Source organism: Pedococcus sp. P2_D7, assembly GCF_056404295.1.
This window is the reverse complement of sequence record NZ_JBFUEH010000001.1, coordinates 412,628-432,315: the sequence shown is the minus strand read 5'-3', so window position 1 is coordinate 432,315 and position 19,688 is coordinate 412,628. Positions and strand designations below refer to the sequence as shown.

Below are 19,688 nucleotides of genomic sequence, written 5' to 3'. Positions count from 1 at the left end.
GCACGATGCACAGGAGTGAAGCCCCGTGAGCCACGCTGGCTGGATGGCCATGCGGTCGCTGACGCGCGACGACTCGGTCAAGGACCGCAAGCTCGCGCCCGGCACCGCCCGTCGGGTGGCGTCCTACGCCCAGCCGTTCCGTCGTGAGATCGGGCTGTTCCTCGTGCTGGTCGTCATCGACTCGGCGCTGGTCGTGGCCACCCCGCTGCTGCTCAAGGAGCTGATCGACAGGGGGATCACCCCGCGCGACCGCGGCGTCGTCATCGAGCTCGCCCTGGTCGTGGCAGCCCTGGCGGTCGTGAGCGGGGCCCTCACGCTCGTCGAGCGCTGGTTCTCGAGCCGGATCGGTGAGGGCCTGATCTACTCCCTGCGCACCGAGGTCTTCTCCCACGTGCTGCGTCAGCCGATCGCCTTCTTCACGCGCGCCCAGACCGGCGCGCTGGTCAGCCGGCTCAACAGCGACGTCATCGGGGCGCAGCAGGCGTTCACCTCGGTGCTGTCCAGCGTCGTGAGCAACGTCGTCTCCCTGGTCCTGATCATCGTCACCATGGCGACCCTGTCGTGGCAGCTGACGCTCGCGTCGCTGGCGCTGGTGCCCTTCTTCCTGCTCCCGGCGCGGCTCATGGGACGACGCCTGGCGGGGTTGACCCATGCCCAGATGGGCCTCAACGCCGACCTCGGCTCACGCATGACCGAGCGGTTCAACGTGGCTGGCGCGCTCCTCGTCAAGCTCTTCGGCGAGCCCCACCGCGAGGACCGCGAGTACGCCGAGCAGGCGGCCGGAGTCCGCGACATGGGTGTCCGGATCGCGCTCAACCGCAGCATCTTCTTCGTCGCCCTCACCCTCGTCGCGTCGCTGGCGACCGCCATGGTCTACGGCTTCGGCGGCCTGATGGCGGTGAGCGGTTCGCTCACCGTCGGCACGTTGCTCGCCCTCACGGCGCTGCTGGCACGGCTCTACGGCCCGCTCACCTCGCTGTCCAACGTGCGCGTCGACGTGATGACCGCCCTCGTCTCGTTCGAGCGGGTCTTCGAGGTGCTCGACCTCCAGCCCCTGGTCACCGAGCGCGTCGACGCCCGACCGATCCCCGCCGCGCCGGTGCGGGTCGAGCTGTCCGGCGTCGCGTTCCGCTACCCCTCGGCCGACGAGGTGTCGCTGGCCTCCCTCGAGAGCGTCGCGACCGGCGACCGCAAGGGCGGGGGAGTCGTGCTCAGGGACATCGGGTTCGTCGCCGAGCCGGGTCAGCTGGTGGCGCTGGTCGGCCCGAGCGGAGCCGGCAAGACGACCATCACGTCGCTGCTGGCGCGCCTCTACGACCCGTCGACGGGTTCGGTGCGGCTCAACGGGGTCGACCTGCGCGAGGCCGCGCTGGAGTCCGTGACCCGCACCGTCGGCATGGTCACCCAGGAAGCCCACCTGTTCCACGACACCATCCGCGCCAACCTGCGCTATGCCGCTCCCGAGGCCACCGACGACGAGCTCGTCGACGCACTCAAGGCCGCACAGGTCTGGTCACTGGTGGGTTCGCTGCCCGAGGGGCTCGACACCGTCGTCGGAGACCGTGGACACCGGCTGTCCGGCGGCGAGAAGCAGCGACTGGCCCTCGCGCGGCTCCTGCTCAAGGGCCCCGGCCTGGTCGTCCTCGACGAGGCCACTGCCCACCTCGACAGCGAGTCCGAGGCCGCGGTGCAGCGTGCCCTCGACACCGCCCTCGAGGGGCGGACGGCGATCGTGATCGCCCACCGGCTCTCGACCGTGCGTGGCGCCGACCAGATCCTCGTGGTCGACCAGGGGCGGATCGTCGAGCGCGGCACGCATCGCGAGCTGCTCGAGCGCGGCGGCCTGTACAACGACCTCTACACGACGCAGTTCGCCGACCAGGAGAGCCGCACGACTGACGTCCCGGCCTGACGCGACGAGCGGCTCAGGCGTCCTCCTCGTCCCAGATCCGCACCTTTCTGACCGGTCTGGGGGTGCCCTCGGGAGCGATCTGCTCGAGACCCTCCCGGTACTCCCGTCGCGCCCCGAACCAGACCAGGACGAACCCGGCCACCATCCCCAGCCACCACTGGAAGGCGTAGGCCTGGTGCGGTCCGAGGTCGGTGTCGGGTGCCTCCAGGGCGGTCGGTCGCGGGGGAGCGGTCCCGTCCGGGAGACGCTCGACCTCGAGGATGACGTAGGCACCGAGCAGCGGGCTGCCGACCTGGCTGCTGGCCTCCGCGAGGTTGATGCTGGCCAGCTGGCCGCGGGGGAGTGACTTGCCCAGCGACGGCTCGGAGCGACGCAGCCAGCCGGTCGCGGTCAGGTCCCCGGTCGGTGCCGGGACCACATCGGGCAGCGTCTCGGCGGTCTGGGCGTTCTGGACCCAGCCGCGGTCCACGAGCACGGTGCCCCCGGAGGTGTCCCGGAAAGGCACGAGCACCTCGTAGCCGTAGGTGCCGTCGAACGGACGGTTCCGGACCAGGAGGGTGGCGTCCGCGGCATACCGGCCCTGCATGGTGATGCGGGTCCACTCGCGGGACAACGGCAGGGGGGCTGCCCCGAGCACGTCAGCGACCGGCTGCGGCTTCGCGTCGTAGTGGCTGTGGATCCGGTCGGCCCGCGCCGCCTTGGCCTCGTAGCGGTGCCACTGCCACTGGCCGAGGAAGTACGCGGCCACCGCGAAGGCCAGGGCGACCCCAAAGGCACCCAGCCACCGACGCGATGTGAGCACCTTGACCACTGCTTCACGGTACCCGGCTTAGGCTAGGGGGCATGACCGGCCTTCCCTTCCCCAGTGTGCGCGGTGACTCGCGCGCTCCGGCGGGGACCGTGGGCCTGCCCGACCAGCTCGGCCGGGTGGCGCGCGACCTGCGCGTCTCCGTGACCGACCGGTGCAACCTGCGCTGCCGCTACTGCATGCCCGCCGAAGGACTCCCGTGGCTGGCCAAGCCCGAGATGCTCACCGACGACGAGCTCGTGAGGGTCATCGGGGTCTTCGTCGGGCTGGGTGTCCAGCAGATCCGGCTCACCGGTGGCGAGCCCCTGCTGCGCAGGTCGCTGGTCGACGTCGTACGACGCGTCGCCGCCCTCGAGCCACGCCCGCGGATCGCCATGACCACCAACGGCATCGGGCTCGACCGGCTGGCCCAGCCGCTGGCCGACGCCGGACTCGACCGGGTCAACGTCAGCCTCGACACGATCGACCCGCAGGAGTTCGCCGACCTCACCCGTCGCGACCGGCTCCACGACGTCGAGCTGGGGCTCAAGGCCGCGGCCGCGGCGGGGCTGACTCCGGTGAAGGTCAACGCCGTCGCGATGCGGGGGATCAACGACCACTCGGTGGCCGACCTGCTGCAGTGGTGCCTCGACCGCGACTACGAGCTGCGGTTCATCGAGCAGATGCCGCTCGACGCCCAACACGGCTGGGACGCCTCGACGATGATCAGCGCCGACGAGATCCGCGAGCGCCTGACCGAGCGCTTCGAGCTGACGCCGCTGCCTGCCGCCGACCGGGGGAGTGCGCCGGCCGAGCGGTTCCTCGTCAACGGCGGGCCGGTCACGGTCGGCATCATCGCGAGCGTCAGTGCGCCGTTCTGCGCGGCCTGCGACCGCACCCGGCTCACCGCAGACGGCCAGGTGCGCAACTGCCTGTTCTCGCAGAAGGAGACCGACCTGCTCGGACCGCTGCGCGAGGGAGCCAGCGACGAGGAGCTCGGCGCGCTCATCCAGGGCGAGATGTGGCGCAAGCTCCCCGGCCACGGCATCGGGACGGCCGACTTCGTCCAGCCCGACCGGCCGATGTCGGCCATCGGCGGCTGACCGACCGCTGTCGCCGGGTCAGCCGCCCGGTCAGCCGGCGGTCTCGGGGATCGCGTCCGCTGCCACCGTCTCGACGAGGAAACCACGGATCGACAGGAACTCGCCGAGCGAGGTGCGGTGGTCGTCGCAGGCCAGCCAGACCTTCCGGCGCTCGGGCGTGTGCAGCTTCGGGTTGTTCCACAGGTGGGCCCAGGCGGCGGTGTTGCGGCACGCCTTCGCGCTGCAGACCAAGGACTCCATCAGTGACCGATCTGGTCGGGACCATCGCCCCGTGGGGTGACCGGCGCGGACGACCCCGGCGGCCGAGGGCGCACGGCGTTGGCCAGCACCACGGCGACGTAGGGGAGCACGATGGCTGCCACGGCGAAGCTGCCCCAGAGCCACCAGGGGGCGCCCTTGGTGGCGGTCACGGCAGCGAGGACGAAGCACACCGTGCGGATGCCCATGGTCACCAGGTAGCGGCGGATCCGGCCGGCCTGCTCATCGGCCAGTGACTCCGGCACCGACGTCACCGACTGCACGACGGGCTCGTCGTGGTGGTGGTGGCGGTGGGGGCGGGGCACATGTCCACGATAGGCGTCCTCGGATGCGGTGTACCCATGGGTAGTCGATAAGGTCGCGGCGAAGGCGCAGCGTGCGTGTGCGCCCGGCCCGGAGCATCGTCGAGAACCCCCGGAGGACATCCATGGCAGGACGCAACGTGCTGGTCACCGGCGGCAACCGCGGCATCGGTCTCAGCATCGCCACGGCCCTGATGGAGGGCGGCGACAACGTCGTCATCACCCACCGGTCGGGTGAGCCACCGGAGGGCCTGCGCGGTGTGCGCTGCGAGGTGACCGACTCGGCGTCCGTCGACCAGGCCTTCACCGAGGCCGAGGAGATCCTCGGCGGCCCGGTCGAGGTCCTCGTGGCCAACGCCGGGGTCACCCGCGACACCCTGCTGATGCGGATGTCCGACGAGGACTTCGACGTCGTCATCGACACCAACCTCGCCGGGGCCTTCCGCTGCGCGCGGCGCGCGGTCAAGGGCATGATCAAGCAGCGCCACGGCCGGATCATCTTCATCTCCAGCGTCGTCGGCCTCTACGGCTCGCCCGGCCAGACCAACTACTCCGCCAGCAAGTCCGGTCTCGTGGGGCTGGCCAGGTCCATCTCCCGTGAGCTCGGCGGCCGCGGCATCACCGCGAACGTCGTGGCGCCGGGCTTCATCGAGACCGACATGACTGCCGAGCTGCCCGAGGACCGCAAGAAGGCCTACCAGGCAACCATCCCCGCGGGACGGTTCGCCCAGCCGGAGGAGGTCGCGGCAGCGGTGCGCTTCCTCGCCGGTGACGACGCGGCATACATCACCGGTGCGGTGATCCCCGTCGACGGCGGGCTGGGCATGGGCCACTGAGCCCGCGCCCACGACTCAACCCACCCAACCCACAGCACCAGCCCCCACACCCACAGCGAAAGGCACCCAGATGCTGCTCGAGGGCAAGAAGCTCCTGATCACCGGTGTCCTCATGGACTCCTCGATCGCCTTCCACGTCGCGAAGATCGCGCAGGAGCAGGGGGCGGAGGTGGCGCTCACGTCGTTCGGTCGCACGTTCAAGATCACCCAGACGATCGCCAAGCGGCTGCCCACCACGCCTCCCGTGATCGAGCTCGACGTCACCAACCAGAACGACCTCGACAGCCTCTCGGAGCGGCTCGGCGAGCACGTGGACCACCTCGACGGCGTCCTGCACTCCATCGGCTTCGCCCCCCAGGGCGCGTTCAACTTCCTCGAGGGCACCTTCGAGGACGTCGCGACGGCGATGCACGCCTCGGCCTACTCGCTGAAGTCGCTCGGGGTCGCGGCGCTGCCGATGATGAAGGACGGCGGCAGCATCGTGGGCCTGACCTTCGACGCGAAGTTCGCCTGGCCGGTCTACGACTGGATGGGCGTCGCCAAGGCTGCCTTCGAGTCCACCAACCGCTACCTCGCCCGTGACCTCGGACCGAAGGGCGTGCGCTGCAACCTCGTGGCCGCCGGACCGATCCGCACCACGGCCGCGAAGTCGATCCCCGGCTTCCAGACCTTCGAGGAGACCTGGAACGAGCGGGCGCCCCTCGGGTGGGACGTCAACAACGCCGTCCCGGCTGCCCAGGCATGCGCTGTGCTGCTCTCCGACTGGTTCCCGGCGACCACGGGCGAGATCGTCCACGTCGACGGCGGCGTCCACGCGATGGGGCAGTGACCGCCGCACTGCCACTACTACCGCGCTCCGCCGCACTGCCACTCCTACCGCGCTCCGCCGCTACTAGGCTCGCCGCATGACGTCTTCCCCCGCCGTCGCCCAGCCCGAATCCCTCACCCAGCCCGCCGTTGCGGTGACGGAGGTCCGGGTCCTCGAAGGCCCGAACCTCTACTTCGCCAAGCCGGCGATCAAGGTGAGCCTCGAGCTGCCGGGTTACCTCGCGGCGGACGAGCGGACCCTCACCGACCTGGCCACCCGCGTGGGCATGCGCAGCGCGCGCCCGGGGGCCCCCGGCACCGAGCAGCGCCAGCGCTTCGTCATGCGCCTGGTCGAGCGGGCCGTGCGCCGGCTGGCCGCCGCGAGCGGCACCACGCGACTGGGTGTGCGGGTCCGTCCGGGCAGTGCCCCCGAGGCGGTCGTGATGGCCTTCGTATGGCGCCGACGCACCCGGGCGCGCGCGCTCGGGCAGGGTGTCGGCCCGGTCCTCCGGGCCTGGCTCGAGGGTGGCGACGTGATCGAGCAGGAGGGGCTGGTGGTCGGGCGCACCGAACCCGGTGACCGTCCGTCGATCCTCAAGCCGCAGATCCCCGTCGCGTCGATCACGGGCACCAACGGCAAGACCACGACCACCCGCCTGCTCGGCCACATCGGCATGACCGCCGGGCTGCGGACTGCCTGGTCCTCGACCGACGGGGTCGTCGTCCAGGGCGAGGTCATCGAGGCGGGGGACTACTCCGGGCCGGCTGGGGCGCGTGGCGTGCTGACTGCCCCCGGCGTCGAGCTGGGCATCCTCGAGACCGCCCGGGGCGGCATGCTGCTCAAGGGAATGGGCGTCACCTCCAACGACGTCAGCGTCGTCACCAACGTCTCGGCCGACCACCTGGGCCTGCAGGGGATCGACACCGTCGACCAGCTGGCCGAGGTCAAGGCCATCATCACCAAGGCCACCAGGCCCGGTGGCTGGGTCGTGCTCAACGGCGAGGACCCGCGGGTCTGGGCCATGCGCAACGGCATCAAGGGCAAGCCGTGGGTCTTCACCCTGCGCGCCGACGCCCCGGCGATCCGTGAGTCACTCGACCTGGGCGGTCGGGCGATCACCGTGCTCGACGGGTCGATCACGGTCCTCCAGAACGGACAGGACCCCGACCGCCTGATCAGCATCCTCGACGTCCCTGCCACCCTGTCGGGGCTGTCGCACCACAACATCGCCAACGCCCTCGCTGGTGCAGCAGCCGCCCTGGGGCTGGGGCTTCCGCGGGCGGCCGTCGTCGACGGGCTGCGCACCTTCGTCCCCGACGACAAGCTGAACCCGGGCCGGATGAACACCTACACCCTGCGGCGCGAGGACGGCGCGGCCATCACGGTCATCGTCGACCTCGCGCACAACGAGGCCGGGCTCGAGGCGCTCATGGACGTCGCGCACGGCCTCAAGGTGCCCGGCGGGCAGGTGCACCTGGGTCTCGGGCTGGCCGGCGACCGCACCGACGACCTGCTGGAGTCGATCGGCGAGGTAGCCGGCCTGCGGGCCGACCGGGTCGTCGCCGCCCACAAGGCGCACTACCTTCGCGGGCGCACGATGGAGGAGCTGGAGTCGCACCTGCGCGCGGGTCTCGCCCGCGCCGGGGTGTCCGACATCGACTCCTACGAGACCGAGCTGGGCGGTCTGCAGGCGCTCGTGCCGGGCGCAGCCGACGGCGACGTCGTGGCGCTCATGTGCCACGCCGAGCGTTCCCAGGTGGCGTCGTGGCTGGCCGAGCAGGGCGCCAGGGCCGACACCCCGGACGACATCCGCCGCAAGGTGGTGGCCGCGCGCGGTGAGCACGAGTTCGAGGCCCACATCGCCGAGCTGTGGGAGCTGGCCGACGACCAGGAGCGGATCGACGCCGCAGCCCGGCTGCGCAGCCAGCGCCCGGCTGACCCGCGGCTGGTCTTCGAGCACGCGAGTGCGCTCGACGCCGCGGGCAAGGAGCAGGACGCCATCCCGCTCTACCGCGCCTGCCTCGCAGCCGGTCTGCGCGAGCCGCAGCGGCACCGCGCCAGGATCCAGCTGGCGTCGAGCCTGCGGGTCGCGGGACAGCCCGAGCTCGCCTACTCGCTCCTGACCGAGCTCAGCGCCGAGCGCCCAGGCAGCGTCGCCGTCGAGGCCTTCCGTGCCCTTGCCGGAGTCGACAGCGGGCACGCCGAGTCGTCGGTCGCCGACCTCATCGAGGTGCTCCTGCACCACGCCGGTGACGAGGACGCCCTCGCCTACCAGCGTGCCCTGTCGGGGTATGCCGCGGAGCTGCGCGACCGCTGAGCCCCACCTCGGCTGATGTGCCGGGTCCAAGGCCGTCGTTCGGAAGATGCACCGGGTCCTGACGCGGTGCATCTTCCGAACTACTGGGGGTGGTCGTCAGGTGGTGGCCGGCTCGACCTCGGATGCCTCGGACACTGCGGCGTCGTCACCGGACTGCTGCGCCTCGGACTGCATCTCGACCGGGTCGAGGTCGGGGTCGCCGATGCCCTCCTTGTTGTGGGCACCCGCCTGGGCGTGCTTGGTCATCTGCTCGAGCTCGCCGAGCACCTCCGCGTGCTGGTCGACGCAGAGCACCACGACGTCGCCGGGGTTCGCGCGCGCCATGCAGTGCCGCACCGCGTCGACCTCGTTGAGGACGATCTCGACCTGGCGGCAGCGCACGCCCTCCTTGCCGATCTCGGCCTTGGCCCCCTCGGCGATGAGGTCGGCGGTCTGGCCCGTCGGACGACCGCGCTTGCGCTCGTCCTCGCGCACCACGACTACGTCGAAGTGGCGCGCTGCCAGCGACCCGAGCTCGCGCATGTCGTCGTCCCGCCGGTCGCCCGCCGTGGAGATCATGCCGATGCGCGAGACCTTGCCGAGGTCGGACTGACCGGCCTTCTGGTCGGCATACGACTCGACGAACTCGCCGAGCACCCGCATGCCGGGGGCGTTGTGGCAGTAGTCGACGAACACGTCGACGTTGTGCACGTTGACGAGGTTCATGCGTCCGGGGGAGAGGTAGTAGCTCGTCGTGAAGGTGCGCAGACCCTGGCGGATCTCGTGGAGCCCGGCGCCGGCAGCGAACGCCGCACCGGCTGCGGCCATGGCGTTGGCGACGTTGAACTTCGCCGTGCCACCGAAGGTCGACGGCAGGAGGTGGGTCCAGGCCAGCTGCATCGAGCGTCGTCCGTGCTTGATGACGATCATGTCGCCGCGGTCGGTGTGGTCGAGCACGACGGCGCGTCCGCCGCGCCGACAGTAGTCCTCGACGAACTCGCGGACCTTGCTGCCGGGCGGCTGCAACGAGAACCAGACGATCCCGCCGGAGCAGCGCCGGCGCATCTTGCGGACGAGGTCGTCGTCGGCGTTGAGCACCGCAAAACCGTTGCGCGGCACCGCTTCCACGACAACGGCCTTGACGTCGGCCAACTGTGCGAGCGTGTCGATGCCCTTCATGCCGAGGTGGTCCGGGGCGACGTTCGTGACGACGGCGACGTCGTTGCGGTCGTAGCCCAGGCCCTCCCGGAGGATGCCTCCGCGCGCCACCTCCATCACGGCGAAGTCGACCCGCGGGTTCTGCAGGACCATCCGCGCGGACCGCGGACCGGAGGCGTCGGCCTTGTAGACCAGACGCTCGTCGATGACGATGCCGTCTGTCGACGTCATGCCGACCTTGTGGCCGATTCCCTTGAAGATGTGGGCGATCATCCGCGATGTCGTGGTCTTGCCGTTGGTGCCGGTGACGGCGACGATCGGCACCCGCGACGCGGAGCCGGGCGGGAAGAGCAGGTCGACCACGGGCTTGGCGATGAACTGCGGCTCACCCACCGTCGGGTGCGTGTGCATCCGGAACCCCGGAGCTGCGTTCACCTCGCAGATCGCGCCACCCGTCTCGCGCACGGGGGAGGCGATGTCGGGACAGATGAAGTCGATGCCGGCGACGTCGAGCCCGATCATCCGAGCCGCTTCCTCGGCGATCTCGACGTTGTCGGGGTGGGCGTCGAAGGTCCGGTCGACCGAGATGCCACCGGTCGACATGTTGCCGGTCAGGGCGAGCTTGACCATCTGGTCCTTGGGCGGCACGTCGTCGAGCTCGAAGCCCTGGTCGCGCACCAGCCCGATCGCCGCGTCGTCGACCTTGATGCGGGTGAGCACCTTCTCGTGACCGACACCGCGCCGCGGGTCGGCGTTGGTGATCTCGACGAGCTCGGTGACGGTGTGGGTGCCGTCGCCGACCACGTGGGCCGGGACGCGCTCCGCGATGGCCTGCATCCGGCCGCCCACGATGAGGCAGCGGTAGTCGCGGCCGGTGACGTGGGACTCCACGATCACGTGGCCACGTCGTGACTCGCCCTCGGCGATGACGAAGCTCGCCCTGACGGCTTCATCGGTCGTGAGGTCGAGGCAGACCCCTCGGCCGTGGTTGCCGTCGAGCGGCTTCACCACGACGGGGTAGCCGATCCGCTTCGCGGCGGCAACAGCGCCGTCGGCGGTGCGCACGGTCTCCTGCTTGGGCACGGGCAGACCGGCGGAGCCGAGCAGCCGCGTCGTCATGTCCTTGTCACTGGCGATGTCGACGGCGAGAGCGCCGGTCTTCGAGGTCATGGTGGCGCGGATGCGCTGCGCGTGGACGCCCTGCCCGAGCTGCACGAGGGACGCCGAGTTGAGGCGGATGTAGGGGATGTCGCGCGAGATCGCCTCTTCGAGGATGGCGCCCGTGGACGGCCCGAACGCGGTGCGCTGCGCGCGGCGCAGGAAGACGTCGAGCTCCTCGGGGAAGTCGAAGCCCTCCTCGGCCTGCACGAGGTGGTTGACGAGCCGGACGGCGAGCGTGCCGGCGGCGAGGCCGACCGCCTCGTCGGCGTAGTCGTAGATGACGTTGTAGACGCCGGTCTGGCCCTTGACCGCCCGGGTCTTGCCGCGACGCAGGTCGTGCCCGGCCTCCTGCTGGAGCTGGAGGGCGACGTGCTCGGCGACGTGGCCGAGCCAGGTGCCCTCGCGCATCCGCTCGATGAAGCCGCCTTTCACGCCCCGCGAGCAGGTGTGGTTCTGCAGGTTCGGCAGCAGCTCGACCAGCCGGTCGGTGAACCCGTCGATGGTGTCCGTGGGATAGGCCTCCAGGACGCCGAGGTCGACGATGAGGTGGATCGCCGGGCTGTACGACCAGATGTTCCCGCCGCGATAGACCCGCGACTCCACGATCGAGAGCTCGGGTGCAGCAGGACCAGTGGGGGTGGGGCGATCTGCCATGGGATCTCCTTGCGGGTCGGGCAGTGCGAGGCGGTGGGGTCAGGCCTTGGCCGTCGCGAGGGCCACCGCGACATCGGGGTGCTTCTCGACGAAGTCGACGAGGCAAACCTCCGAGAGGTCGAACGTAGCGCCTGCGGGCAGCGAGTGCACGACTGCGCCGGAGACCATGAGGGGTGCGCCCCGTCGGGCCTCGGGCGCGTCGGACTCGGCGCTGCGGCAGTCGAGGACGAAGGCGACCCCACTGCCGTGCACCGTGAAGAAGCGCCGGTCGCGGACCTCGATGGCGGTGTCCTCGTCGATGCCGACCCCGATCAGGTTGGGGGAGGCCGCCACCATCGACATGAGCCGGCCGTAGCGAGACCGCTGCGCGAAGTGCTGGTCGATGATGACGCCGTCGATCAGCCCCAGCCCGGCGGTGAGCTGGCCGTAGCGCTGCCGCGGTGTGACGCCCTCCTCGCCCATCGAGATCATGAACTGGCTCATGATCGAGGCACCGGCCGAGGTCCCGCCGATGACGGTGCCCCGCTCGTGGGCTCGGGTCAGGGCGTCGCCCAGCGGGGTGCCGGGGAACCGCTGGCTGAGCTTGAGCTGGCTGCCCCCGCTCATGAAGATGCCCGTCGCCTGGTCGAGCAGGGCGACCAGCTCCAGGTCGTGGGCCGAGACCCGGCTCGGCGGGTTCACGACCTGGATCTCGGGGGCGCCCAGGCGGGTGAAGACCTCGCGGTAGGACTCGACGACCTCGTTCTCGAACGACGACGCCGTGGGGATGAGGACGATCCGAGCGCGCTTGCCACCCGCGAGGCGCACGAACCGGCGGAGCACGGTCGCCTTGCCGACCCGGTCCTCTGCTCCGCCGATGATGAACAGGGTGGGGACCTTGCGGCCCTGCGTACGTGCCATTGCGTCAGCCTAGGAGTCAGGGGGTGGGGATCGGCGGAGCGGGGGTCGGCGTGCCGTCGGCCTCGTCCGCCTCCTCGATCTCCTCACGGGTGATCCCCAGCAGGTAGAGCACTGCGTCGAGGTAGGGCACGTTGACCGCAGTGTCGGCCTGCTCGCGCACCACCGGCTTGGCGTTGAACGCCACCCCGAGTCCGGCGGCTTCCAGCATGTCGAGGTCGTTCGCCCCGTCGCCGATGGCGACCGTGCGCGACAGCGGCAGGCCGGCCTCGGCAGCGAATCGGCGCAGTGCGGCTGCCTTTCCGGCCCGGTCCACGATGTCCCCGACCAAGCGTCCGGTGAGTATGCCGTCGCGCACCTCGAGCCGGTTGGCGTGGGCGTGGTCGATGCCGAGCTCGCGGGCGAGGTCCTCGACGATCTCGATGAAGCCACCCGAGACGATCGCTACGGTGAAGCCGAGGCGCTTGAGGGTGCGGACGAGGGTGCGGGCGCCCGGGGTGAACTGGACCGCGGCTCGCACGTCGTCGAGCACGGAGACGGGAAGGCCCTCGAGGGCGGCGACCCGCTCGCGCAGGCTGTCGGCGAAGTCGAGCTCGCCGCGCATGGCAGCGGCGGTGACTGCCGCCACCTCGGCCTCACGGCCGGCGTGGCTGGCAAGCAGCTCGATGACCTCGTCCTGGATCAGCGTCGAGTCGACGTCCATGACGACGAGCCGCCGACCGCGCCGGGCCAAGCCCCCGGCGGCGACCGCGATGTCGAGACCGTGGACGCTCGACTCCATGGCGAGCTCACGGCGCAGCCGTTCGACATCCGCGCCGGAGACGTCGAACTCGACCGTCGTGACGGGGTAGCGCGACAGCCGTCGGATGCGGTCGATGTTGGCGCCGTGCGAGGCGATCCTGGCCGTGATCGCCGCGACCCCGCTGGCGCGCAGGGGCGCCCCCAGCACGACGACCGCCGCCCGGCCACCCCGACGGTGACGGCTGTCGCCGGTGCCCGACTTGATCTTCACCTTCAGGTCGAGGTCGCGCCCGACCGTCGTGAGCACGGCCCGCAGCCGCTCGTGGGCCTCGCCGGCCGCGAGCAGCATCGCCAGGGTCAGGTGGCCCCGGACGACGACCTGCTCGAGGTCGAGGACCTCTGCGCCCACGTCGGCGATGGCGTCGAAGAACGTGCTGGTGACTCCCGGCCGGTCCTCACCGGAGATGGTCACGAGGAGCGTCTGCGCGGTCAGGTCGGGCACCTCGCCACACTATCGACGGCCGTCCATGCTGTCGGCGGGAGTCTCGCCATCCGACCGTCCGCCCGCGCGGCCCGACAGGAACGCCTGCCCGCGATCCTGAGTAAAGAGTCTGTACAGATATAGGTAGTCACATCCAGTCACGTGCGTGGATGTGACTACTTTCGTACCCTCCCTGCTAGCCCGAGCTCGACCAACGAGCCGGCTATTTGAAGGGGGACACATGAAACGCAACATCGTGGCGGCGGTCGCAGGGCTTGCCCTGGTGATCCTCTCCGCGGCCCCGGCCGGGGCGGTGACCCCGTCGGACTCAAAGGCCGCCAAAATCCTCATGAGTCAGGGATGCCGGCCGAGCTGGCCGCAAAGGTCGCGACCGACCCTGCCACCATCGTCCGGGGCGGCAAGGTCTACGTCGAGGGCGTCGAGTCAGGACGCGCATTGGCGGCGGCCAAGGACGCGGAAAGGCAGGTCGAGCAGCTTGCGGCGGCGTCTGTGGTCGTCTCTGCAGCCAAGGGCAGTGACTACTGGTATGGAGTCGCCGTCAACACCGTTGGCCAGATCAGGACAGTCGTCTACCTCCGCTACTCCTGGTCATGGATGTGGTGGCTGAGAGACCATTGGGACTACATCAACATGCTGTCCGCTGCGGCGTGTGCGTGGCTTCCCGGTGTGCTCTCCGCCGCCTGTGGAAGCATCGTTGCGGTCTTCTACCTGCCGCTCAAGAACCTCATCCAGTCCGGGCTGAACCAGAAGAAGTGCATCCGCATTCGAATGGCTGCGCCTCCGCTGGCGGACATGGGCCTCACTCAGTTGGCGCTTGTGACGTGTCGAGTCTGAGGCCACACTCATGAATGTGGCCATGAAGCGAACCCTCATCGGACTCGTCGTGTGGCTTGTCGCTCTCGCCGTGTTCGGCTATCTCATCCTCGAGCCCGAGCACCGGACTTCGGGGCTCCTTCTCGGTCTGTCAGTGGGAACGGTCACCTACCTGACTGGTGAATGGCTACGAGGTCGCCGCCGACGCGCGCAGCGAGTGCGGTGACCACAGAGGCCCTCCCGAAATATCGGAGGGCTTCTGTCTGTAGGGCGTTGCTCAGTGGCTCGCAGAACTCGTCTTGGCTCCAAACGCTGTCGAGAGCCATCTCGATCACCTCGGCCCGTGGCCAACCTCCAACGCCAGAGGCCGGCCGACCGTGCCCAGTTACGGCCGAAGGTCAGGTCGTCTGGTGGGCGTCGCGCCAGGCGACGAGATCCCGGATCGGGCCGAGGTCGTACCTGGGGCCCCCGATGCCGACGGTGAAGAGTCGCGTGCCCACGGCATACAAGGCCTCGGCGCCGGCGGCGTAGTCCCTGACGTCCTCGGGGAGGCGACCGGGCTTGGGGGAGACGCCCGAGGAGCGCTCGATCTCGGCGGGGTCGCGACCCAGCTTGGCGCACCACTCGTCGAGGACGGCGTGCTTGTGTGCGATGGTCTCGGCGCTGCCGAAGCCGTGCCAGATGGTGGCGTGCTCGGCCACGATCTTGAGCGTCTTGCGTTCGCCACCGCCGCCGATGAGGACGGGGATGTCGCGCGTCGGCGGGGGGTTCAGCTTCGCCCACCGCGACTTGATCAGGGGCAGGTCGCGGGCCAGGTTGTTCAGCCGACCACCAGCAGTCCCGAACTCGTAGCCGTACTCGTCGTAGTCCTTCTCGAACCAGCCCGACCCGATGCCGAGGATGAGCCGGCCGTCGCTGATGTGGTCGACGGTCCGGGCCATGTCGGCCAGCAGCTGGGGGTTGCGGTAGCTGTTGCAGGTGACCAGCGCGCCGATCTCGACGCGCGAGGTCGCCTCGGCCCAGGCGCCGAGCATCGTCCAGCACTCGAAGTGGGCACCGTCCGGCTCGCGATAGAGCGGGTAGAAGTGGTCCCAGTTGAAGACGATGTCGACGCCGATCGCCTCCGCCTCGGCCGCGGCGCGACGGATCGCGGCGTACTCGGCGTGCTGCGGCTGGAGCTGGACCCCGATCCGGATCGGCCGGTCAACCGTCACGCGGTGACCTCCTGGAACTTGGCGATGACGGTCAGGCCCGACTCGGTGACCATGAACCCGCGGGCGCGGTCGCGGTCGTGGTCGACGCCGATGGTGGTGTTCTCCGGCACCTGCACGCCCTTGTCGATGATGGCCCGCTTGATGACGCACCCGCGCCCGACCTCGACGCCGTCGAGCAGCACGCTGTCGTCGATGGTGGTGCCGCTGTGGATGTGGCACCGCGGCGAGAGCACCGAGTTGGTCACGGTGGCGCCGGAGATGACGACCCCGGGGGAGACCGCCGAGTTGTGCGCCTCGCCGAACTGACCCGCCGCGCCCTGGACGAGCTTCGCCGGCGCGAGCGGGCCGTAGTCGGTGTAGATGGGCCAGTCGTAGTTGTAGAGGTTGAAGACCGGGTGGATGGAGACGAGGTCCATGTGCGCCTCCCAGTAGGAGTCCATCGACCCGACGTCTCGCCAGTAGGCCTGGTCACGGTCGGTCGCGCCGGGGATGACGTTGTCCTTGAAGTCGTAGACGTAGCCCTCGCCGTTGTTCACGAAGTCGGGGACGATGTCGCCGCCCATGTCGTGCTTGCTGCCGTCGCGGTCGTTGTCCCTGGTCACCGCGTCGACGAGGACGTCGGCGTCGAAGACGTAGTTGCCCATCGACGCCAGCACCTCGTCGGGGGAGTCGGGCAGACCCTTGGCGTCCTTGGGCTTCTCCTTGAAGGCGGCGATCTTGCGGCGGTCGGCATCGTCGACCTCGATCACGCCGAACTGGTCGGCCAGCGAGATCGGCTGACGGATCGCCGCGACGGTGACGCCCGCCTTGGTCTCGATGTGCTGGGCGACCATCTGCGAGAAGTCCATCCGGTAGACGTGGTCGGCGCCCACGACCACGACGATGTCGGGCTTCTCGTCGTGGATCAGGTTGAGGCTCTGGAAGATCGCGTTCGCCGAGCCGAGGTACCAGTTCTTGTCGACGCGTTGCTGCGCCGGGACGGGGGCCACGTAGTTGCCGAGCATCGTCGACATGCGCCAGGTCTTGGTGACGTGGCGGTCGAGGCTGTGTGACTTGTACTGCGTGAGCACGACGATCTTGAGGTAGCCGGAGTTGACGACGTTGCTGAGGGCGAAGTCGATCAGTCGGTAGATGCCTCCGAAGGGCACTGCCGGCTTGGCCCTGTCCGCGGTCAACGGCATCAGGCGTTTGCCCTCACCGCCGGCGAGGACGATGGCAAGAACCCTGGGAACCCCACGTCGATACGGCATGCCTCGACCCTAGGGAATGGACGCCCTCGCGGCGACCCCAGCGCGGGTCTAATCTCACGAGCGTGAGAGTCGACATCCTGACCAAGGAGTACCCGCCCAACATCTACGGCGGAGCGGGGGTCCACGTCGCCGAGCTCGTCCGCGCGTTGCGCGACAGGGGCGACGTCGATGCGCGGGTGAGGGCGTTCGGTGTGCCCGTGGTCGAGGAGGGGACGAGCGGGTATGCCGACCTGCCGGACCTCGCGGACGCGAACGCCGCGATCCGCACGATGGGGGTCGACCTTGCGATGGCGGGCGACTGCGTCGGCGCCGACCTGGTCCACTCGCACACCTGGTACGCCAACTTCGCCGGGCACGTCGCGTCGCTCCTCGGCGGGATGCCACACGTCGTGAGCGCGCACAGCCTCGAGCCGATGCGGCCGTGGAAGGCCGAACAGCTCGGCGGCGGCTACCGGGTCTCGTCGTTCGTCGAACGCACCGCCTACGAGGCGGCCGCCGCGGTCATCGCGGTGAGCGAGGGCATGCGCCAGGACGTCCTGCGCAGCTACCCCTCGATCGACCCGGAGCGGGTCAAGGTCGTCCACAACGGCATCGACTCCCAGCTCTGGCAACGACACCGCGACGAGGACACCGTGCGCCGCCACGGCGTCGACCCCGACGGGAAGTCCGTCATCTTCGTCGGTCGGATCACGCGCCAGAAGGGACTTCCCTACCTCCTGCGTGCCGCCGCCCAGCTGCCTCCTGACGTGCAGCTGGTCCTGTGCGCCGGCTCGCCGGACACCCCCGAGATCATGGCCGAGGTGCAGGGCCTGATGGAGGAGCTGCGCGCCACCCGTGAGGGCGTCGTGTGGATCCCCGAGATGCTGCCGCGCGCCGAGGTGGTCGCCCTGCTGTCGGCCGCGACCGTCTTCGCCTGTCCGTCGATCTACGAGCCCCTGGGCATCGTCAACCTCGAGGCGATGGCCTGTGAGCTGGCCGTCGTCGCCACGGCCACCGGCGGCATCCCCGAGGTCGTCGTGGACGGCGAGACCGGCTGGTTGGTGCCGATCGAGCAGAAGCAGGACGGCAGCGGCATACCCCTCGATGCCGATCGGTTCGTCGCGGACCTCGCGCACGCGCTCAACGACGCGGCGAGTGACCCGGCGCGCGCCGCCGCGATGGGGCTGGCCGGGCGTACCCGCGCGGTCGACGCGTTCTCGTGGGCCACCATCGGTGACCGCACGATCCGGGTCTACCAGGACGTGTTGGGCTAGCCGGCTCCGGACCGGGCTAGGACACCGGGGCCGAGGCCAGCTCGTCCTCGGTCGCGGGGGCGAGGTAGGCGTGCACGAGAGGCACCACCGAGGCGCCCTCGCCGCTGGCTGCCGCGACCCGCTTCATCGATCCGGCCCTGATGTCGCCGGCGGCGAAGATGCCGGGCACGGTCGTGGCGAGGTTGGCCGGTGGCACGTCGTCGATCCACTGGTCCCGGGGGACGTCGCGTCCGGTGAGGACGAAGCTGTGCTTGTCGCGGGCGAGCTGGGGTGGGAGCCAGTCGCACCGAGGCTCCGCGCCGAGCAACAGGAACAGCCCCCGCGCCGGCTTGGTCGTGCGCCGACCACTGGTGGTGTCCTCGAGGCACACCCACTCGAGCTGGCCCTCGCCGCCGCCGTCGACCACCCTCGTGCAGGGCAGCACGGAGATCCGCTCGTTGTAGCCGATCTCGTCGATGAGGTACTGCGACATCGTCTCCTCGAGACCACGGCGCCGGACCACGATCGTCACCGAGCCCGCGAACCGCGCCAGGTGCAGCGCGGCCTGGCCGGCCGAGTTGCCGCCACCGACGACGACGACGTCGTAGCCCTCCATCTCGCGGGCTGCAGTCATGGCGGCTCCGTAGTTGACGCCCGCACCGACCAAGGCCTCGAGTGGGGGCACCCCCAGCTTGCGGTAGGCCACCCCGCTGGAGATCAGGACGGTCCTGGCCCGGACGTCACCGCCGTCCGTGTGCAGCAGGTGAGGCGTCTCGTCGGTGCCGGGCTGGAGCGCGGTGACCTCCCACCCGGTGAGGAAGTCGGTCCCGAAGCGCAGGGCCTGGTTGCGCGCCCGCTGGGCCAGTCGCATGCCCGAGATGCCACGCGGGAAGCCGAGGTAGTTGCGGATCATCGAGCTCGTGCCCGCCTGGCCGCCGATGGCCTCGGCCTCCAGCACGACGACGGACAGGCCCTCGGAGGCGCCGTAGACGGCGGCCGCCAGCCCGGCGGGTCCGCCTCCCACGACGGCGAGGTCGACGACGCCGTCGAACTCGAAGTTGCGCGGTGCGCCGTTGATCGCGATCGCCACGTCGCGGACGCTCGTCGCCTGGATGGGCACCCGGTTGGCTGCCACGACGAGCGGCCACCGGATCTCGTCGACCCCGAGCTGGTCGCGGATCCCTGCCAGGTAGTCCTGCAGCTCAGGGGTGTCGGGGTGCCAGAGCCGGTTCTGCATCCCCATCCGGTCGAGGAAGTCGCGGATCGCCATCGTGAGCGCGTCGTGGGTCGGCGAGATGACCTTGGCGACGACGACCTCGGGCTGGGGGATGGTGGACGTCCACTCGGACAGCAGGTCCGTGATGGCGTTGTGGAACTCCTCGTCACGCCGACCGCGCGGCATGAGGAGGTAGGCGTCGAACTTGCCCTTCGCCATGCCGACCCGCAGGTCGGGCGCGTCGGCGAGGAAGTAGTCCCAGTGGGCTGCCACGACCCGGCGCGCGGTCGCGACGACCAGGCGCCAGCGGTGGAAGGCGAAGTGGACGCTCTCGACGTCGGGCAGCCTCGAGTCCGTGACGAAGAGGGCGATGTGGTCCCCACGGTCACGGATCTCACGGGCGATGGACTCGGCCTCGGCGCACGAACCGGCCGTGCGCAAGTCGTAGTCGCGCTGGTACCTGCTCTGGAACTCCTCGAGCAGCGTGTCGGCGTGGTGCTCCGACACCAGGATGATTGCGGGGTCCGCCATGGTGTCCAAGCCTAATC

16 protein-coding genes are annotated in these 19,688 nt (G+C 70.1%); 7 read left to right on the top strand and 9 right to left on the bottom strand.

Features of this window, described 5'->3' with window-relative positions; translation table 11 throughout:
* The first annotated feature begins 43 nt into the window (after positions 1-43).
* On the top strand, positions 44-1,912 hold the full coding sequence (locus AC1DWJ_RS02115) for an ABC transporter ATP-binding protein (protein ID WP_477619979.1): 1,869 nt from the start codon (positions 44-46) through the stop codon (positions 1,910-1,912).
* Between the two features lie 13 nt (positions 1,913-1,925).
* On the opposite strand, the gene AC1DWJ_RS02110 is transcribed toward AC1DWJ_RS02115, so the two are convergent.
* A complete protein-coding gene (locus AC1DWJ_RS02110; RefSeq protein ID WP_477619884.1) occupies positions 1,926-2,723 on the bottom strand; it encodes an SURF1 family cytochrome oxidase biogenesis protein in 798 nt (265 codons plus the stop codon).
* 32 nt (positions 2,724-2,755) lie between these two features.
* Here AC1DWJ_RS02110 and moaA point away from each other — a divergent pair, with 32 nt between their 5' ends.
* On the top strand, positions 2,756-3,802 hold the full coding sequence (moaA, locus tag AC1DWJ_RS02105) for a GTP 3',8-cyclase MoaA (protein ID WP_457255348.1): 1,047 nt from the start codon (positions 2,756-2,758) through the stop codon (positions 3,800-3,802).
* A 30-nt stretch (positions 3,803-3,832) separates the two neighbouring features.
* On the opposite strand, the gene AC1DWJ_RS02100 is transcribed toward moaA, so the two are convergent.
* A complete protein-coding gene (locus AC1DWJ_RS02100) occupies positions 3,833-4,042 on the bottom strand; it encodes a hypothetical protein (protein WP_457255347.1) in 210 nt (69 codons plus the stop codon).
* Entirely contained in the window at positions 4,042-4,365 is a 324-nt protein-coding gene (locus AC1DWJ_RS02095) for a DUF3099 domain-containing protein (RefSeq protein WP_477619882.1), read from the bottom strand. Before AC1DWJ_RS02095 ends, AC1DWJ_RS02100 begins: the two co-directional genes overlap by 1 nt.
* A gap of 122 nt (positions 4,366-4,487) precedes the next feature.
* Here AC1DWJ_RS02095 and fabG point away from each other — a divergent pair, with 122 nt between their 5' ends.
* The 3 genes from fabG (at position 4,488) to AC1DWJ_RS02080 (ending at position 8,323) form a co-directional block, all read left to right on the top strand.
* The gene (fabG, locus tag AC1DWJ_RS02090) at positions 4,488-5,198 is read left to right on the top strand and encodes a beta-ketoacyl-ACP reductase (RefSeq protein WP_457255345.1); all 711 of its coding nucleotides are present in this window, start codon (positions 4,488-4,490) and stop codon (positions 5,196-5,198) included.
* 70 nt (positions 5,199-5,268) lie between these two features.
* Positions 5,269-6,027, top strand: coding sequence for an enoyl-ACP reductase FabI (gene fabI, locus AC1DWJ_RS02085; RefSeq protein ID WP_477619881.1), 759 nt, complete (start codon positions 5,269-5,271; stop codon positions 6,025-6,027).
* Between the two features lie 76 nt (positions 6,028-6,103).
* Positions 6,104-8,323 carry a tetratricopeptide repeat protein gene (locus tag AC1DWJ_RS02080; protein ID WP_477619880.1) on the top strand — a complete coding sequence of 740 codons (2,220 nt, stop codon included), beginning with the start codon at positions 6,104-6,106 and terminating at the stop codon, positions 8,321-8,323.
* Positions 8,324-8,419: 96 nt separating this feature from the next.
* On the opposite strand, the gene cphA is transcribed toward AC1DWJ_RS02080, so the two are convergent.
* The 3 genes from cphA to serB are packed head-to-tail and all read right to left on the bottom strand — an operon-like array spanning position 8,420 to position 13,415.
* Positions 8,420-11,275, bottom strand: coding sequence for a cyanophycin synthetase (gene cphA, locus AC1DWJ_RS02075; protein ID WP_477619879.1), 2,856 nt, complete (start codon positions 11,273-11,275; stop codon positions 8,420-8,422).
* Between the two features lie 39 nt (positions 11,276-11,314).
* Positions 11,315-12,175, bottom strand: a complete 861-nt coding sequence (locus tag AC1DWJ_RS02070; RefSeq protein WP_457255341.1) for a cyanophycinase — start codon at positions 12,173-12,175, stop codon at positions 11,315-11,317.
* Between the two features lie 16 nt (positions 12,176-12,191).
* Positions 12,192-13,415 carry a phosphoserine phosphatase SerB gene (serB, locus tag AC1DWJ_RS02065; RefSeq protein WP_477619878.1) on the bottom strand — a complete coding sequence of 408 codons (1,224 nt, stop codon included), beginning with the start codon at positions 13,413-13,415 and terminating at the stop codon, positions 12,192-12,194.
* A 339-nt stretch (positions 13,416-13,754) separates the two neighbouring features.
* On the opposite strand from serB, the gene AC1DWJ_RS02060 reads away from it, so the two are divergent.
* The gene (locus tag AC1DWJ_RS02060; RefSeq protein ID WP_477619877.1) at positions 13,755-14,249 is read left to right on the top strand and encodes a hypothetical protein; all 495 of its coding nucleotides are present in this window, start codon (positions 13,755-13,757) and stop codon (positions 14,247-14,249) included.
* A 377-nt stretch (positions 14,250-14,626) separates the two neighbouring features.
* On the opposite strand, the gene AC1DWJ_RS02055 is transcribed toward AC1DWJ_RS02060, so the two are convergent.
* Entirely contained in the window at positions 14,627-15,442 is an 816-nt protein-coding gene (locus tag AC1DWJ_RS02055) for an LLM class F420-dependent oxidoreductase (protein WP_477619876.1), read from the bottom strand.
* The gene (gene glgC, locus AC1DWJ_RS02050; RefSeq protein WP_457255337.1) at positions 15,439-16,692 is read right to left on the bottom strand and encodes a glucose-1-phosphate adenylyltransferase; all 1,254 of its coding nucleotides are present in this window, start codon (positions 16,690-16,692) and stop codon (positions 15,439-15,441) included. The genes AC1DWJ_RS02055 and glgC overlap by 4 nt, the downstream gene beginning before the upstream one ends.
* Positions 16,693-16,754: 62 nt before the next feature.
* Between glgC and glgA the strand changes: the two genes are divergently transcribed.
* Entirely contained in the window at positions 16,755-17,945 is a 1,191-nt protein-coding gene (glgA, locus tag AC1DWJ_RS02045) for a glycogen synthase (RefSeq protein ID WP_477619875.1), read from the top strand.
* Positions 17,946-17,961: 16 nt separating this feature from the next.
* Here glgA and AC1DWJ_RS02040 read toward each other — a convergent pair whose 3' ends face one another.
* Positions 17,962-19,671: an NAD(P)/FAD-dependent oxidoreductase gene (locus AC1DWJ_RS02040; protein ID WP_477619874.1), complete on the bottom strand. Its 1,710-nt coding sequence runs from the start codon at positions 19,669-19,671 to the stop codon at positions 17,962-17,964.
* Positions 19,672-19,688: the final 17 nt, after the last annotated feature.